This is a genomic window from Paenibacillus lacisediminis, from assembly GCF_046567315.2.
The window spans coordinates 103,356-119,786 of sequence record NZ_JBKIAX020000012.1 but is presented as its reverse complement, the minus strand read 5'-3'; the positions used below and the strand labels follow the sequence as shown (position 1 = coordinate 119,786).

The window sequence follows — 16,431 nt, the reverse complement described above, 5'->3', positions numbered from 1 at the left end:
TGCCTTGCTTAAAAAATAAAATGCAGAGGCGTGGGAGGAGGGGGAAATCCGGGAAATCCTGCGAAATGCAAATGTGCATGCGAATTTCGTCGAAATTCCTCGAAATAGGTGGCTCAACTGCAAAAATGCATTTCATTCCCGGTCAAAAGTTCCTTTTTTATCGAACAGCCCCGAATGAGATGCACTTTTGCATTTCAATCGCTCAAAAACGTAAATTTACGGGAAATCAAATGCACTTTTGCAGTTGATTGCCGTGGGGGATTGCAGTTGATCCTATTGGGCCGTCCTTCTTCCCATTAAACCGATAAACTCGGCAGCCGGCACGCAGGACGCGGGAGGATAAACGTTAAGCGGACGTAGATTGCGAATTGTTGTGCGGGAGTCCAAATTTTTCTGGCCAGAAGCGCAAAACTTTGGGATGGGCGCCAATGTGAATAAGAGTACAAGGGAGTATATTGAGGTCATGCGGAAGAGTAAGGAGGCCGTTCATATGAATGATTTACGCAATGATGCTCCTTTGTACATTAAGGTTCATGAAAAGGATAATGTGGCGATCATTGTCAATGCGGGAGGTTTGCCCGAAGGCACCGTATTTCCATGCGGCCTTAAGCTAACGGAGCATGTTCCGCAGGGGCATAAGGTCGCCTTGGCGAATGTGGCCCAGGGAGAAGCTGTCGTTCGTTATGGTGAAATCATCGGCTACGCGCTACGCTCCATCCTGCAAGGCAGTTGGGTGGGCGAGTCGTTAATCGAACTTCCAACGCCGCCGTTGCTCCGCGAGCTGCCGCTCGCCACCAAAGTGCCGCCGTCTCAGCCGCCGCTTGAAGGCTTTACGTTCGAGGGATACCTCAATCCGGATGGCAGCGTCGGCACCAAAAACATCCTCGGGATTACGACGAGCGTACAGTGCGTGTCGGGTGTGCTGGATTATGCGGTAAAGCGGATCAAGGAAGAGCTGCTGCCCAAATATCCGCAGGTGGACGATGTGGCGGCAATCCATCATACGTATGGCTGCGGCGTGGCGATCCAGGCCCCCGATGCCGTCATCCCGATTCGCACCATTCGGAACATCGCGGCTAATCCGAATTTTGGCGGCGAGCTGATGGTTGTCGGCTTAGGCTGCGAGAAGCTGCAGCCGGATCGTCTCATTACGGATCAAGATAGCGCCTCCAAGGTGGTTTCGCTGCAGGATTATCAAGGATTTATCCCGATGGTTCAAGCGATTATGGAAATGGCGGAAGCACGGCTGGAAAAATTGAACCGCCGTAAGCGCGTTACCTGTCCCGCTTCCGGTCTGGTGGTCGGCCTGCAATGCGGGGGAAGCGACGCCTTCTCTGGGATTACGGCGAATCCTGCTGTCGGTTATGCCGCCGATCTGCTGGTGCGCGCCGGGGCGACCGTGCTGTTCTCCGAAGTGACCGAGGTTCGCGATGCCGTTCATCTGCTTACGCCGCGGGCCGTGAATGAGGAGGTCGGACGGGCGCTGATCCGTGAAATGGAATGGTACGATGCCTATTTGCAGCGCGGCCAGGCCGATCGGAGCGCTAACCCGACACCGGGAAACAAAAAAGGAGGTCTGGCGAACATTGTGGAAAAATCGCTGGGTTCGATCGTCAAATCCGGCAGCAGCCCGATTACGGCGGTTCTGGGGCCCGGCGAAAAAGCGGCACAAAAAGGGCTGATTTTTGCCGCGACGCCGGCCAGCGATTTTGTGTGCGGCACGCTGCAGCTTGCTTCCGGCATCAATGTGCAGGTCTTTACGACCGGCCGGGGCACTCCTTACGGCTTGGCGATGGCCCCAGTCATTAAAGTAGCGAGCCGCAATGCATTGGCCGAGCAATGGCCTGACCTGATCGATATCAACTCGGGACGGATCGCGGACGGCGAGGCCACGATCGAGGATGTCGGCTGGGAGATCTTCAGATTCATTTTGGACGTAGCCAGCGGGCGCAAGCAAACTTGGGCCGAGCAATGGGGGCTGCATAACGCAATAAGTCTTTTCAATCCTGCCCCCGTTACATGAACAGTAGTCTTTATTCACCTGAACAGGGCCGACTATCCGGGATAGGCGGCCTATTTTTTGGCTGTGGAACCATTGTGCGAACGCCCAATTTTACCGGGAAAAAGCGAAAAAACTTTGTGAGTGCGGACCAATGTGAAAAACAGTACAAGAGTGTATAGTGAAGTCATGCGGATAAAGCTAGCCGGTCCGGGCAGCGCGGGACACCCGGCAAAGTTCGGCAGGCGTGGACTGGGGCTATATTGCAAATCCGAAACTAGATTGCGTCTGTCCCGTGTTTTCGCGGTAAAAATGAAAGCGCCGTCAACTGGGCTTTACTTTCGCTGCGGGGATATTGGTTGCAGGCTAAGAGAGACGGTAGGAGTGGTGGAATGAAAATTTTGATTGCGCCCGATTCGTATAAAGGCAGTCTCAGCTCCAAGGCGGTGGCGGACTGTATGGAACAGGGCGTTCTGGAAGTGATGCCCGAAGCGGTGATCCGTAAAATTCCGATCGCCGATGGCGGCGAAGGCACGGTGGAAGCGATGCTCAGCGCTGCCGGCGGTGAATGCCGAAAGCTGGAGGTAGTCGGCCCGCAGGGCGATCCCGTGATCGCCGAGTACGGTATCTTCGACGAGGGGCGTGCCGCCGTCATTGAAATGGCATCCGCGTCGGGGCTGACGCTGGTTCCGGCGGAGCGGAGGAATCCGCTGACGGCCACAACCTACGGCACCGGACAGCTCATCAAGGCCGTGCTTGACGCCGGCTGCCGGCAGCTGATCATCGGCATCGGGGGCAGCGCCACCAATGACGGCGGCGTCGGCATGGCCCAGGCGCTGGGCGTGCGCTTTCTGGACGCAGCGGGCGCGGAAATCGGCTTCGGCGGCGGCGAACTGCACCGGATCGCCTCGATCGATACGGCGGGACTCCATCCCGGCGTCGCCGGCTGCGAAATTACGATTGCCAGCGATGTGACTAATCCGCTGTGCGGGGAACAGGGAGCCGCGCGCATCTTTGGCCCGCAAAAAGGCGCCACGCCGGAGATGGTCACGAGGCTTGACGATGGCCTGAGGCATCTGGCCGGGGTCATACGAGAACAGCTTGGCGTTGATATCGCTTGTGTTGCCGGCGCCGGGGCGGCGGGCGGTCTCGGCGCGGGACTGATCGCCTTTCTGGACGCGGGCATGGCCCGGGGAATCGACATTGTGATGGAAGCCGCGCGATTTGCCGAAGAGGTCCGCGATGCCGATCTTGTCTTGACGGGCGAAGGGCATACCGATGCCCAGACGGCGTTCGGCAAAACGCCCGCCGGTGTGGCCAAACTGGCCAAGCTGCACAACAAGCCGGTGATTTGCGTCTCGGGCGGAATTGACGCGGAAGTCCGCGGCATGTACGACAGCGGCATTGACGTTGTGGTCGGGGCCACCCAGGCTCCGATGACGCTGGAGCAGGCCATCGCCCAGACGCCGGCCAATATCCGCCACGCCGTTTCCTCCGTATTGCGCACCATGCTCATTCCGCAGCGGTACGGCACCGGGATCCGGGCGGAGAAAGCGTGACTTTCGGGGGAACTCTGATCACTTGAAAGGAGAATCGATATGTTGAATCAAACAGCCAAACAAGAAAATCCGGTACTGCATGGTACGCCCGTCATTACTGGAATGCGGGTGATTCCGGTCGCCGGCCGGGACAGCATGCTGATGAATTTAAGCGGCGCGCATGGCCCCTATTTTACCCGCAACATCGTGATCCTGGAAGACAGCTCCGGCCATACCGGGGTCGGCGAGGTGCCGGGCGGGGAGAACATCCGCCGGACGCTGGAGGATGCGCGCACGCTGGTGATCGGGCAATCCATCGGCACCTATAACCAGATTCTGGCCCGGATGCGGACGGCGTTTGCGGATCGTGACGCCGGCGGGCGCGGTCAGCAAACCTTTGACCTGCGCGTCGCCATTCACGCCGTTACTGCCGTGGAAGCCGCCTTGCTCGATCTGCTCGGCCAGTACCTGGGCGTTCCGGTCGCCGCGTTGCTCGGCGAAGGCCAGCAGCGCGAGCGGGTGGATGTGCTCGGTTACCTGTTTTATGTGGGAGACCGCAGCAAAACGGATCTGCCCTACGCCTCCGAGCCGGACAGCGAGGTGGCCTGGTACCGCCTGCGCCATGAAGAAGCGCTGACGACGGAAGCGATCGTGGCGCTGGCGGAAGCCGCTTATGATAAATACGGCTTCAATGATTTTAAGCTCAAGGGCGGCGTACTGCGCGGCGAGGAGGAGATCGAGGCGGTCACCGCGCTGGCGGAACGGTTCCCGGATGCGCGCATCACGCTTGATCCAAACGGCGGCTGGCTGCTGAAGGATGCCGTGCGCCTGTGCCGCGACCGGCATCATGTGCTTGCCTACGCCGAGGATCCGTGCGGCGCGGAAGGGGAATATTCCGGCCGCGAGATTATGGCCGAATTCCGCAGACAGACCGGCCTGCCGACGGCCACGAACATGATCGCCACGGACTGGCGGCAGATGGCCCACACGATTTCGCTGCAGTCGGTGGACATCCCGCTGGCCGATCCGCATTTCTGGACGATGCAGGGCTCGGTGCGGGTGGCGCAAATGTGCCGCGAATGGGGCCTTACCTGGGGCTCGCACTCCAATAACCACTTCGATATCTCACTGGCGATGTTCACGCATGTGGCTGCGGCGGCTCCGGGGAAAATTACGGCGATCGACACGCATTGGATTTGGCAGGAGGGCGCCGAACGTCTTACCAAGGAACCGTTCCAAATCGCCGGCGGAGCGATCGAGCTGCCAGAGAGGCCGGGGCTTGGCGTGGAGATCGATATGGAGCGAATCGAGCAGGCCCACAAGCTGTACAACAGCATGGGCTTGAACGCGCGGGACGATTCCGTGGCGATGCAGTACCTTGTGCCGGGCTGGAAATTCGATAATAAGCGTCCTTGTCTGGTTCGCTGATTATAAAAAAGGCTGTCTGATAGGAAGGCTGACTATAAAACGGGAGGAGAAACAAAGATGAAGACAATCGGATTTATCGGACTGGGCATCATGGGCAAACCGATGAGCCTCAACCTGATTAAGGCGGGCTACAGCCTGGTGGTGATGGACCGCAACCCAGAGGCGGTGAAGGAGCTGCAGGCAGCCGGAGCGACGGCGGCCGCTTCCCCCAAAGAAGTGGCCGGGCAGGCGGATGTCGTTATCACCATGCTGCCGAATTCTCCGCACGTCAAAGAAGTCGTGCTTGGCGAAAACGGCATCGTCGAAGGGATTAAAGCCGGGAACGTAGTCATCGACATGAGTTCCATCGCGCCGCTGGTCAGCCGCGAAGTGGCGGCGGCGCTGGCGGAGCGGGGTATTCCTTTCCTGGACGCCCCGGTCAGCGGCGGCCAGCCGAAGGCGATCGACGGCACCTTGTCCGTCATGGTCGGCGGCGACAAAAAAGTGTTCGAGCAAAATTATGACCTGCTCAAGGCGATGGCCGGTTCGGTTGTGCATACCGGCAATGTCGGCTCCGGCAATATCACCAAGCTGGCCAACCAGGTGATCGTCGCCCTCAACATCGCCGCCATGTCCGAAGCGTTTGTGCTGGCAAGCAAAGCCGGCGTGGAGCCCGAGCAGGTATTTCAGGCGATCCGCGGCGGGCTGGCGGGAAGCACGGTGATGGAGGCGAAAGCGCCGCTGGTGATGGACCGCAAGTTTGACCCGGGCTTCCGCATTGACCTGCATATCAAGGATTTGACCAACGCGCTGGACACTTCCCATGAAATCGGGGTGCCGCTGCCGCTGACGGCCTCCGTGCTGGAAATGATGCATGCGCTCAAAGCCGACGGCCTCGGGACCGCCGATCACGGGGCGCTGATCCGCCATTATGAGAAAATGGCCCATACCGAAGTCAAACGATAATGAGTGAGGTGAGCGATGAAATGGATACCAGCTTTATTCGCGGGGTCATTCCCCCGATTGTAACCCCGGTCGACGACGAAGAGCGGCTCGATGAGCTGGGGCTGCGCCGCATTGTGGATCATGTTATCGAAGGCGGCGTACACGGCATTTTGGCGCTTGGCAGCAACGGTGAATTTTTCGCATTGGACCCGGAGGATCAACAGCGGGTGGTGGCGGTCACTGTTCAGCAAAGTGCAGGGCGTATTCCCATCTATGCGGGAATCGCGGCGATCTCAACACGGGAAGGCATAAAGCAGGCCCGCAAATACGAAGAGCTCGGCGCACGCGCGATCTCGATCCTGCCCCCGATGTTTATTTCGCCGACACAGGACGAACTGTTTCACCATTTCAAGAAAATCGCGGAAGCAACCTCATTGCCGGTATTGCTGTACAACAATCCGGACAAAGTCGGCAACAACATTACCCCCGCCCTGCTGGAGCCGCTGGCTGAAGTTCCGAATATTGTGGGGATCAAGGACAGCAGTGGCGATCAGACGCTGACCGCCGAATACATCCGCCGCACCAGAGCCCAGGGATTTAAGGTGCTGGCGGGCAGGGACATCATGATTCTAAGCACGCTTGTATATGGGGGCGCCGGCTGCGTGGCGTCAACCGCCAACGTGGTGCCGCGGCTGGTCGTGGAAATTTACGATAAGTTCATGGCGGGCGACATCCAGGGCGCTCTGGAGGCGCAGTACAGGCTGGCTCCGCTGCGGATGGCCTGGAACCTCGGGAGCTTCCCGGTAGCGACAAAGGATGCGGTCAATTTGATCGGACTCCAAGCAGGCAAGCCGATTTTGCCCAATACCTCTTGCACAGAGGAGAACCTGGGTAAGATTAGGGGGATTTTGGAAGGGCTCGGGGCTATTCGGTCAAGTCAAGATCAATGAAAAATCAAAGAATCATGCAGGGAGCCGGGCCAGCTATTGTAACAACAATAGTTGGCCTGTCCTATTTTTGCGCCTGGAGGAGATTCAGATGAAAATAACGACCGAGCTGGCCTTGCCTATTGTGGTCCAATTGATGTCCGTCATGGAGTTCAATATCAACATTATGGACGATCAAGGGGTTATCGTCGCCAGCGGGGAAACGGAGCGGATCGGCAGTTTGCATGAAGGCGCGCTGCAGGTGCTTGGCTCCAGAAAACAGGTGCTGATCGGAGAAGAGGAATGCCTGAGTCTGCCGGGCTCCAAACCTGGAGTAAACCTGCCGATTGAATTTCAGGAGAACATTGTCGGCGTTGTTGGGATCACCGGCAATCCCGACGAAGTGTACCGCTTCGGAAAGATCATCAAGATGAACGTGGAGGCGCTCCTGCAGCAGATCCATATGAACAAGCAGCTGCACTTCCGCAAGATGGTGCTGGAGAGCTTTATTATGGAGCTGATCAGCCCGTATGAATTTTCCGAAAAGAAGCTGCGGGTGACAGCGCGTACGCTGCAGATCGACGTCAACGCCGAACGCAGCGTGATGGTCGTGGAGATCGAAGAGATGAAATGGCCGGACGATACGATAAGTGGTGAGATGCTGCAGAAAACCAGCGAGCGTAAGGAGCAGTTTTTGAACGATCTCAAGGCGATGGTCAGTATGCAGGCGCTGTACGCCTATGTGGAGGACGGCGCTTTTTTTATCGCCATTCCCGTAAGCGATTTCCTCCAGCCCCTGGTCAGCAAAATTGAAGCTTGTCTGAGCCGGCGGGGCTACCGCTACTGTATCGGTGTCGGACGTCCGCGCAGCGGTCTTGCGGGGTACAAGCAATCGTACGGCGAAGCCCGCCGCTGCATACGCCTGAGCCGAAAATTCGGACGTCCGCCGCAGAGCGCAAGCTTGATCGACGATTGGGGAATCGTTCCTTACCTTGAGATGGTGCCGCCGGAAGCGAGAACGGAATTTTTGCAAAAATACGGCTTGTTCCCCCAAACGCTTAACGAGGAATATAAGCTGACGTTGCGCACGTTTCTGGACTGTGACCTGAATGTGAAGCAAACCGCGGGCTTGCTGCATGTGCATAGGAACACCTTGTTTTACCGTCTGGATAAAATATCCCAACTCCTGCAACTGGATTATCGCAAATTCAACGATCTCGTCAAAATGAAGCTGTTGCTTACTTTCGAACGGCTGCAGGAGTAACGAAATAGCCCCAGGCTCGCCACGACTTGTCCGATTTGAGCGGCGCCGCAACCCTTGTTCTGGAGCACAATTTTCCCGTTGAAATACGTCGGCGATTTTGGATGGGCAAACAATGTGAACCAAGGAACATACTGTTATATTTTAACTATACCGGAGAGCGGGATGATCTTGGAGCAGTGATGATAAGACATATTTCGCTAAGAGGTATACGCATCGCGGCAATTTTCTAAAGAAGAGGCGCAGGCCAGGGGCAGCTATAAATCTGCATATTGCTCAAGCGTCCTATTGAAAGCGCTTACTGAAATGTTTCGATGATGGCATAGGGAGGAGATACGTTTGTGTTCAGAAACCGGAAAGTGCTTACATGCTTAACCCGGATTAACTCACTTAACCACAGAATGGATGATTGGAGGAATAGACGATGCCGTTGTTAATCGTTGCGCTAGGGGTGGCGCTGCTGCTTGTGCTGATGGTGGGTTTTAAGCTCGAAGGTTTCATTTCGCTGGTTCTTGTCGCGATTGTAGTCGGTTTGCTGAACGGCCTGACGTTTTCGGATGTGGTGAATTCGGTGGAAGAAGGGATCGGCGGGCAGCTCGGCCATCTGGCGCTGATTATCGGCTTTGGCGCGATGCTCGGCAAGCTGATGGCCGATTGCGGCGCCGCGCAGCGGATCGCCATGACGCTCACCGCCAAATTCGGCGAAAAAAGACTGCAGTGGGCGATTCTGATTACCGCTTTTGTGCTTGGCGTTACCTTATTTTTTGAAATCGGCTTTATCCTGCTGATTCCGATCGTCTTTACGATTGTTTCGCGGATGAAAGTGAACCTGATGTATATCGGCCTGCCGATGGCGGTGGCTTTGTCCACGACGCACAGCTTTCTGCCGCCCCATCCGGGACCGGCGGCCGTGGCCAGCGTGTTTGGCGCCAGCATGGGCAAGACGCTGCTGCTCGGGCTGGTTATCGCCATCCCATCGGCGATTATTGCGGGGATATTTTTCTCCAAAACAAAATTGATCCGCGGCATGAATCCCGCAATTCCGGAGGGGCTGTACAATGCCAAAGAGTTTACGGAGGAAGAGATGCCAAGCTTTGGCGTCAGTCTGTTCACCGCGCTCGTGCCAATTGCGCTCATGGCGGTGCTGGCCGTGGCCGAAATGGCGATGCCGCAGGATTCCGGTGCCTTTAAAATCATCGCTTTCTTTGGGGAATCAGGGATTGCGCTGTTGATTTCGGTACTGATCGCCATCTATACGTTTGGCATTGCCCGCGGCCGTAAAATGAAGGATATTATGGGCAGCGTCGGCTCCTCGATGAAATCGATCGCCACCATCATGTTCGTCATCGGCGGCGGAGGCGCCTTCAAGCAAGTGCTGGTGGACAGCGGAGTTGCTGATTATATCAAAGATATAATGACCGGTCTTGACATTTCGCCGCTGATTCTGGCCTGGATTATCGCAGCCGTACTGCGGCTGGCGCTGGGATCGGCCACGGTCACCGTCATGACGGCTTCCGGCATCGTGCTGCCGCTGCTCAGCATGAGCGGGGCCAATCCGGAGTTGATGGTGCTGGCCACGACATCGGGCAGTGTGATTTTTTCCCATGTCAACGATCCGGGCTTCTGGATGTACAAAGAATACTTTAACCTGTCGCTGCTGGATGCGATCAAATCAAGATCCGTTTATACGACCATACTGGCGGTCTGCGGATTGCTGGGGGTATTGGCCCTGAGCGCGGTGATGCAATAAGAGTTGGCCGCGGGGCGATCCGCATGATTGGTTTAATCACTCTGCGGATCTCCCGCAGTTCCCTTACGATCCTCGTCTTCCTGCAACTCGATCAGCAGGTCCAAATACCGGATGCCGCGCATGCGCATACGATTTACCCCGTCCAGGTACTGCAACGAATCCCTGGCCATCCGCCGCGCCTGTTCCAGATTGTTGTGATCGAGCTCCCGGATCACTTCCTTGATGAAGTCCAGCGACCACACCGCTGTGCGCAGCGTCCCGATAATGAGAATGCGGCGGATCTGTGCGGGGCTGAATGACCGGTATCCGTTGTCCGGGTTGCGCGACACCTCAATGAGGCCCCGCTTCTCCCAATGGCGAATGGCCGAAGCGGGGATCATCGTTTCTTTGGCGATCTCCCCGATCGTCATCCAGCGTTTTTTTCCCCGAGTGTCCAGATGATCCAGTTCCTTTGTGTCCAGGATTTGAATCGTTTTCTCGGCCTTCAACCTCTCCTTATGAAGCTCGGCTTGCGCCGCGTTCACCATCCATAAAGCTTCGTCGACTTCCTTTTTGAGCAGCTTTTTGAGCACGGCTTTCGTCGTATCCATGCCAAACCCGAGGCTCATGGCGCGAAGGCATTCGAAATACGCCACATGAAGCTCCGTATAGACCCGGTAACCGTTAAGACCCCGCTCTACGGCCGGGATAATGCCCCAATCCTCGTAATGCCTCAGTGCGCTGGTGCTGATCTTCAGTTTCTTGGCGATATCGATTGGCCTTATGTTCAAGAACTTTTGTCTCCTTAACTAAAAAGATTAAAGTACAAAGTAAATCTAATAACTCTTTTAACCTTAGTATAATAAGGGTTTTAATCGATAACCTTAGCATTTGCATCAATGTAATAAGATTGAGTGTATCAAAGGCAAAAGGAGGAAGCAATGGGACTGATCAAATATGCAATTGAAGTTGGCGGTTTGAAAAATCCTACGGGAATGTGGAGGTGCTGCGCGGAATCGATTTGAAGGTGGCGGAGGGAAGTGTGTATGCTGTCCTGGGTCCGAACGGGGCGGGCGATGTGTATACCCCCTGATGTTTACGAGCAACGTGTTTGCGGACACATCGACGATCACCGTTCACAACAATGATTCAAAAATGTTTCAATTTTTAAGGGATTGGTTTACTTTGCCACTCCCCTTTTTTTATACTCTTATCTGATAGTCATTATTAATAGATACAAGTTATCTAGAAGGAGAGAAGTGATGGGTAGAGGTATTAAACATAAGGCGGCATTGGCCTTGCTTGCCGTGCTGCTGCTGATCCCCGTGAGTCCGCTGGCGGGACCCGGGCGGGTGTTTGCGGCTTCGGAACTCCCGGCGGATCTAAAGGACCATTGGGCCGAAGAAGCTCTGTCCCGTTGGCTTGAACAGGGACTCATCTCCGGCTATGCGGAAGGGAAGGTCAAACCTGATCAGCCAGTGACGCGCGCGGAGTGGATGGCGATGGTGAACGGGTGGTTTGGCTTTAACACGGAAGGAGGGACGACGTCCTTCAAAGATGTGCAGCCAACAGCATGGTTTGCTGCCGATGCCGCCGCCGCGGCCCAGGCAGGATACATCACCGGCTACGCCGACGGCACCCTCCGGCCGAATGCTCCGGTAACGAGAGCCGAAGCGGCTGTGATGCTAAGTCGGTTGGGCATGCTTGAGCCGCTCTCCGAGTTAGCATCTTTTAAAGATGAGCTCCCGGTATGGAGCAAGGGGGAGATCGGAGCCGTCGTGGGTGCCGGATGGATGAACGGCTATCCCGACGGCACTTTCCGTGGAGCAGAGCCGTTTACCCGGGCTGAGGCGGTTGTCACATTGGATCGGGCGTTCAGGGCAAATCTTGCCACGGAGATCGAAAGCCTATCCGGCGATATGGACCGGCCCGGCGTTTACGGCCCGGCCGAAGGAACTGCGGAAATCGCCGGTGATGCGTTCATTAAAGCGGACGGGATTACACTGCAAAATACCGTTGTTAAAGGGAATTTGACTTTAGCGGAGGGGATCGGCTCCGGGGAAGTCCGTTTAGCGGGCGTCACCGTCGAGGGAGAACTTCGCGTAAACGGTGGCGGCACAAACAGCGTTTATTTACAGGACACCGCAGCAAAACGGCTGACCGTGGACAAAAAGGACGGTCAAGTCCGGATCGTAGCCTCCGGCAATACGACCTTGGATACGACGGTGCTGTCTTCGGGAGCTATTCTTGAGGAGAGCGGGCTGACCGGGGAAGGGCAAGGTTTCGTGCTTATCGATGTTTCCCCGGAAGTGCCGAAGTCATCTTTGGCGCAGTTTCGCGGTACTGCAGAAACCGTTCGGGTTGCGGCGTCCGGTATACGTTTCGAACTGCTATCCGGGCAAATTGACAGAATTGAAGTGGAAAGCGGAGCCGTGAACAATGTAATTTACTTGGCACAAGGCACGAAAGTGATTGTTGCGGTGTTGAATAGCGCGGTTACTTTTGAGGGACAGGGCCAGGTTCTGCAGATTCAATGGGGCAATGGTGTACAGGGGGATCGCGGACGATCGCGTGGGGGCGGCGGTTCTACCACGCCGACTACCCCAACGAATCCGCCCGACCCGGAACCGACGGTAACGAAACTGGTGTACAGTCCTGGGGAATTGAAATTTGATGCCGTACGGATAGATGCCAGCGTTACACTGAAGGCAATGCTAACCGATGGTAAAGAAATCGACGTTACTGATGCGGCTAGTTGGTTCACCGAGAATACAGCGGTGGCAACTGTAATTAACGGGACCGTCACCTCGCAAGGCGAAGGTGAAACTTGGATCAGCGCCAAATACGGCGGGTTAACGATGCGGATTCCGGTCAAGGTTGAGGCAGAGACAACGCCAACGCCGACAGTGACGGAGCTCGTATATAGTCCCGACAAGTTGAACTTTGATGATGTCGGCGAAGAAGGCCGCGTCATACTGAAAGCGGTGCTGAGCGATGGCACGGAAGTTGACGTGACCGGAGTGGCCGCTTGGTTCACCGAGAATGAAACGGTGGCGACCGTCGCTGGCGGGACCGTCACTTCGCAAGGCGAAGGCGAAGCCTGGATCGGCGCCGAATACGGCGGGCTAACGATACGGATTCCAGTCAAGGTGACGGTTGTGCCGGAAGTTACGCCGGCATATCGGGTAACACTGAGCGGCACGTCGGATGGCCCGGTTGCCGGCTCGGACATTAATGTGACCCTGCGCGTGGAAAAATCCGACGGCAGTCTGGACACGGACTTCTCAGGTATGAAAAAGCTGACGCTCACAGGGGTCAAGCAGGCGCCGGACGGTAGTTACGGCAGGCTGGCCGGCACATCTTTGACTGACATTACGGGCGGAGTGAACGTTCAGTTCGAAGCTGGTGAAGCACAAATCGCCATCACCCTGAACAAAGCGGACGCCCAGTTGCTGACGCTTACGGTTGAAAGCGTGGCTCAGCCGATGGCAGAACTCGCGATCACGCCTGTACCTGCGGCTGCGGCAGAGCTTCGCATCGTGACTCAGCCAAGCGATTCTGTCGCGAGCGGGGAAATCTTCCGGGTTCAGCCCGTCATCCGCGTGCTGGATGTTTTCGGCAATTTGACGAACGAGTCCCTTACCGTCACGGCCAGCGTAGGCAACGGGGCGGCAACGCTTATGGGGACAACGGCTGTCCAAACGGTAGACGGAATCGCCTCCTATACAGATCTTGGATTGGCAGGGGACAACTCCGTAATCGCGCTGCAATTCACGGCGGGTTCGCTGCCTTCAGTCTCCAGCACGCCGATTGCGGTCCATGCTTTTGGGTCGGGCGACGGGACGGCCGATTCGCCATATGTGATTACCTCGGCGGCTCAATTGGATAACGTTAGGAACCATTTAAACGGCCATTTTGTCTTGGGCGGCGATATCGATCTAAGCGGCTACAGCAGCGGTCAGGGCTGGGAGCCGATCGGCAGCGATCAAGCCGGGTTCGCGGGGACCTTAGACGGCCAAGGACATACGATTCGCCGTTTAACTTCACATCGCTATGGGTTGATCGGATTGTTTGGTTATATCGACGGGGCTACCATCAAGAATTTGAACTTTAGCGACGTAACCGTTTCAGGTTCTATTTACGTAGGAGGGTTGGCCGGTTATATGAATTCCGGGACGATAAGCGGAGTTCATGCGGAACATGTAACCATTGACGGAGCTTCCGAAAATCTGCTTTACGCCGGTGGCCTCATTGGCAATATGGAAGGAGGGACGCTCAGCAGGTCCTCGGCCACTGATGTAAACCTCAGCGCCACTTACTATTTGGGTGGACTTGTTGGCAGGACCGGCGCTGCTTCCTCCATAGCGGAATCGTATTCTACCGGGGAAGTGTTCGTAAACGGCGTCAATTTAGGCGGGCTGGTTGGCACTCATTACGGTACGATCATTAACTCTTATTCGCTTGCCAACGTTACGGGAGCAAGTTCCGTAGTTGGCGGTCTCCTTGGCATAAACAGAGGCGCAGTGATCAATTCCTATGCTGCCGGAAACATCAACAGCATAGGAACATCTCTGGGCGGACTTGTTGGGGTGACCGACGGCGGCGCGGTAATCGGCTCTTATTACAACTCGGACACCACCGGGCAAACCGACACCGGCAAAGGCACGCCGAAAACGACGGTGGAAATGCAGCAGCAGGCCACCTTTTCGGGCTGGGATTTCGGTTCGATCTGGGCGATCGACGCCGGCGGCTATCCTTATTTGCGGTGGCAGCGGCCATAATCGCTATCTTACTTTCATATCGGGGCTATGTTCCGGGGATACTATTGTATCCGGAGCGTAGCTCCTTTTTTTCTGCTGCATGCCGGAATTGATTATTCGTTAACATTCCCTGTCTATACTAGGAGTACATATCTCTAAAAAGAAGGATGGCTGATAAGATGGGCATTCATACTTATTTTCGGTCGTTGAACGAATTGGAGCGAATTTATCGCTGTCCGGGAAAATTCAAGTTCGAGGAACACAGCGTTGCCGAGCACTCCTGGAAAGTTGTGCAATACGCCAAAACACTGGCCGATATCGAAGAACGCCATGGGGCGCAAATCGATTGGAAGAAGCTTTATGAGATCACGAGCAGCCACGATTACGGAGAGATTTTTATCGGCGATATCAAAACCCCGGTCAAACATTACTCGATGGAACTGCGCAATCTGATCCTGCAAGTTGAAGAAGGCATGGTTCATCATTTCATCGAAGAGCACATTCCCGATGAGTTTAAGAGCATTTTTCGCAATCAATTGCGCGAAGGCAAGGACGATTCGGTCGAGGGATTGATTCTGGAAGTCGCCGACAAGCTGGATCAAGTCTACGAGGCGTTTGCCGAGATGCAGCGGGGCAATACGGAAAAAGAGTTTGTCAAAATGTACCGCGATGCCCTGGTGAAAATTAAAAACATCAAGCTGAAATGCGTCGATTATTTCCTTAGCGAAATTTTAACCGACATGGTGAACGAGGGGGGAATGTCGCCCATCGATATCAAACGGATCACGCAGGAAGCGTTGGAGAGCTGAATCTTGGAATCCATCGGCAGCCCACTTCAGAACGAAATGGGCTTATTCGCCGTTGCCGCTAAGTTCGCATCCCTTCCACATATTCGATAAACCGTCTGGCGGCCGGCGATACGTAACGGTCTTTTCGCCATTTCAGGCCAAGCTCCCACTGCCAGCCCTCTTCTTCGATCGGAATCCAGACCAGTCCGTCCAGAGTCAGGCCCATCGTTTTGGGCAGGACTGAAACGCCGAGGCCGGCCTTGATGAACCCGGCGACCGTGATCAAATCCTCGGCATCATAAGTCGGTGCGAGCATAAAGCCGGTGTTTTGAAAGCGGGCGGTGAGGGTAGCTTTGAGACCGCAGTTGTTTTTCAGGCCGACGAACGGTTCGCCGGAAAGCTCCGTCAAGCTTAATGTCCGGCGATCCGCGAAGCGGTGCTGGGCGGATACGACGATATATAGCGGCAGCGTGCGGATTACGATCCATTCATGCAGCTCTAGCAAAGATTCTTTTGACGTGATCATAAGATCGCTAAGCCCTTTGTCCAAATGATCTTCAATATCTCCGAGGTTCCCCTGCGTCAATTCAAAACGGACCTGAGGATGGCTTTGCCGATAATCCCTAACGAGCGAGGGTACGAGGTCCACGCCCAGGATGTTCAGATAGGAGAGGGCGACGACGCCTGTGTCCGGATTGGTCCATTCCGCCAGCTCCCGCATCCCGTTTCCAAGGCTTTGCATGGCCTGTTCCCCCCATTTTGCAAACATTTTTCCGTAACGGTTCAGCTCCAGGCTGCGGCCGTTGCGTTCGAACAAGGGGACGCCGAGTTCGTTCTCCAGCTTGGCGATCGCATGGCTCAGCGCTGGCTGGGTCAGATTCAGCGCTTTGGCAGCCTGCGTCATATGCTGAAGCCGGGCGACAGTCAAAAAGTATTCTAATTGTGTAAGTTCCACTATATCACCTTATATGAAATTTATTTATTATTTTCATTATTAATATAAATTAGACGTTATAAGCGGGTCAATCGTACAATAAGCCTGTACCTAGCGATGAGATCGCCATCCATTTACCGAAGG

Annotated in this window: 11 protein-coding genes; 9 read left to right on the top strand and 2 right to left on the bottom strand. The window is 55.5% G+C overall.

Annotated elements, in window-relative coordinates:
* Positions 1 to 490: 490 nt before the first annotated feature.
* From garD to ACLD72_RS21790, 7 genes are all read left to right on the top strand, one after another.
* Positions 491 to 2,023 (top strand): galactarate dehydratase, encoded by a 1,533-nt coding sequence (gene garD, locus ACLD72_RS21820; protein WP_411002018.1) that lies wholly within the window; start codon positions 491 to 493, stop codon positions 2,021 to 2,023.
* A 368-nt stretch (positions 2,024 to 2,391) separates the two neighbouring features.
* On the top strand, positions 2,392 to 3,558 hold the full coding sequence (locus ACLD72_RS21815) for a glycerate kinase (protein ID WP_411002017.1): 1,167 nt from the start codon (positions 2,392 to 2,394) through the stop codon (positions 3,556 to 3,558).
* Positions 3,559 to 3,597: 39 nt separating this feature from the next.
* The gene (gudD, locus tag ACLD72_RS21810; protein ID WP_411002016.1) at positions 3,598 to 4,965 is read left to right on the top strand and encodes a glucarate dehydratase; all 1,368 of its coding nucleotides are present in this window, start codon (positions 3,598 to 3,600) and stop codon (positions 4,963 to 4,965) included.
* 12 nt (positions 4,966 to 4,977) lie between these two features.
* Positions 4,978 to 5,910 carry a 2-hydroxy-3-oxopropionate reductase gene (gene garR / locus ACLD72_RS21805; protein ID WP_411002062.1) on the top strand — a complete coding sequence of 311 codons (933 nt, stop codon included), beginning with the start codon at positions 4,978 to 4,980 and terminating at the stop codon, positions 5,908 to 5,910.
* A gap of 20 nt (positions 5,911 to 5,930) precedes the next feature.
* Positions 5,931 to 6,839, top strand: a complete 909-nt coding sequence (locus ACLD72_RS21800) for a dihydrodipicolinate synthase family protein (RefSeq protein ID WP_411002015.1) — start codon at positions 5,931 to 5,933, stop codon at positions 6,837 to 6,839.
* 88 nt (positions 6,840 to 6,927) lie between these two features.
* Positions 6,928 to 8,079, top strand: a complete 1,152-nt coding sequence (locus tag ACLD72_RS21795; RefSeq protein WP_411002014.1) for a CdaR family transcriptional regulator — start codon at positions 6,928 to 6,930, stop codon at positions 8,077 to 8,079.
* 421 nt (positions 8,080 to 8,500) lie between these two features.
* Entirely contained in the window at positions 8,501 to 9,826 is a 1,326-nt protein-coding gene (locus tag ACLD72_RS21790) for a gluconate:H+ symporter (protein WP_251586069.1), read from the top strand.
* Positions 9,827 to 9,858: 32 nt separating this feature from the next.
* On the opposite strand, the gene ACLD72_RS21785 is transcribed toward ACLD72_RS21790, so the two are convergent.
* Complete coding sequence (locus ACLD72_RS21785; RefSeq protein WP_411002013.1) at positions 9,859 to 10,596, bottom strand: MerR family DNA-binding transcriptional regulator; 738 nt, start codon at positions 10,594 to 10,596, stop codon at positions 9,859 to 9,861.
* A gap of 471 nt (positions 10,597 to 11,067) precedes the next feature.
* Between ACLD72_RS21785 and ACLD72_RS21780 the strand changes: the two genes are divergently transcribed.
* On the top strand, positions 11,068 to 14,586 hold the full coding sequence (locus ACLD72_RS21780) for an S-layer homology domain-containing protein (RefSeq protein WP_411002012.1): 3,519 nt from the start codon (positions 11,068 to 11,070) through the stop codon (positions 14,584 to 14,586).
* A gap of 158 nt (positions 14,587 to 14,744) precedes the next feature.
* Positions 14,745 to 15,374, top strand: a complete 630-nt coding sequence (locus ACLD72_RS21775; protein WP_128633956.1) for a YfbR-like 5'-deoxynucleotidase — start codon at positions 14,745 to 14,747, stop codon at positions 15,372 to 15,374.
* Between the two features lie 58 nt (positions 15,375 to 15,432).
* On the opposite strand, the gene ACLD72_RS21770 is transcribed toward ACLD72_RS21775, so the two are convergent.
* A complete protein-coding gene (locus ACLD72_RS21770) occupies positions 15,433 to 16,308 on the bottom strand; it encodes a LysR family transcriptional regulator (RefSeq protein ID WP_411002011.1) in 876 nt (291 codons plus the stop codon).
* Positions 16,309 to 16,431: the final 123 nt, after the last annotated feature.

Bases quoted from the DNA above. Each gene is read 5' to 3' on its own strand.
- ACLD72_RS21790 (WP_251586069.1), top strand. From the start codon at position 8,501: ATGCCGTTGTTAATCGTTGCGCTAGGGGTGGCGCTGCTGCTTGTGCTG.
- ACLD72_RS21775 (WP_128633956.1), top strand. From the start codon at position 14,745: ATGGGCATTCATACTTATTTTCGGTCGTTGAACGAATTGGAGCGAATT.
- garD (WP_411002018.1), top strand. From the start codon at position 491: ATGAATGATTTACGCAATGATGCTCCTTTGTACATTAAGGTTCATGAA.
- ACLD72_RS21780 (WP_411002012.1), top strand. From the start codon at position 11,068: ATGGGTAGAGGTATTAAACATAAGGCGGCATTGGCCTTGCTTGCCGTG.
- gudD (WP_411002016.1), top strand. From the start codon at position 3,598: ATGTTGAATCAAACAGCCAAACAAGAAAATCCGGTACTGCATGGTACG.
- ACLD72_RS21795 (WP_411002014.1), top strand. From the start codon at position 6,928: ATGAAAATAACGACCGAGCTGGCCTTGCCTATTGTGGTCCAATTGATG.
- ACLD72_RS21800 (WP_411002015.1), top strand. From the start codon at position 5,931: ATGGATACCAGCTTTATTCGCGGGGTCATTCCCCCGATTGTAACCCCG.
- ACLD72_RS21815 (WP_411002017.1), top strand. From the start codon at position 2,392: ATGAAAATTTTGATTGCGCCCGATTCGTATAAAGGCAGTCTCAGCTCC.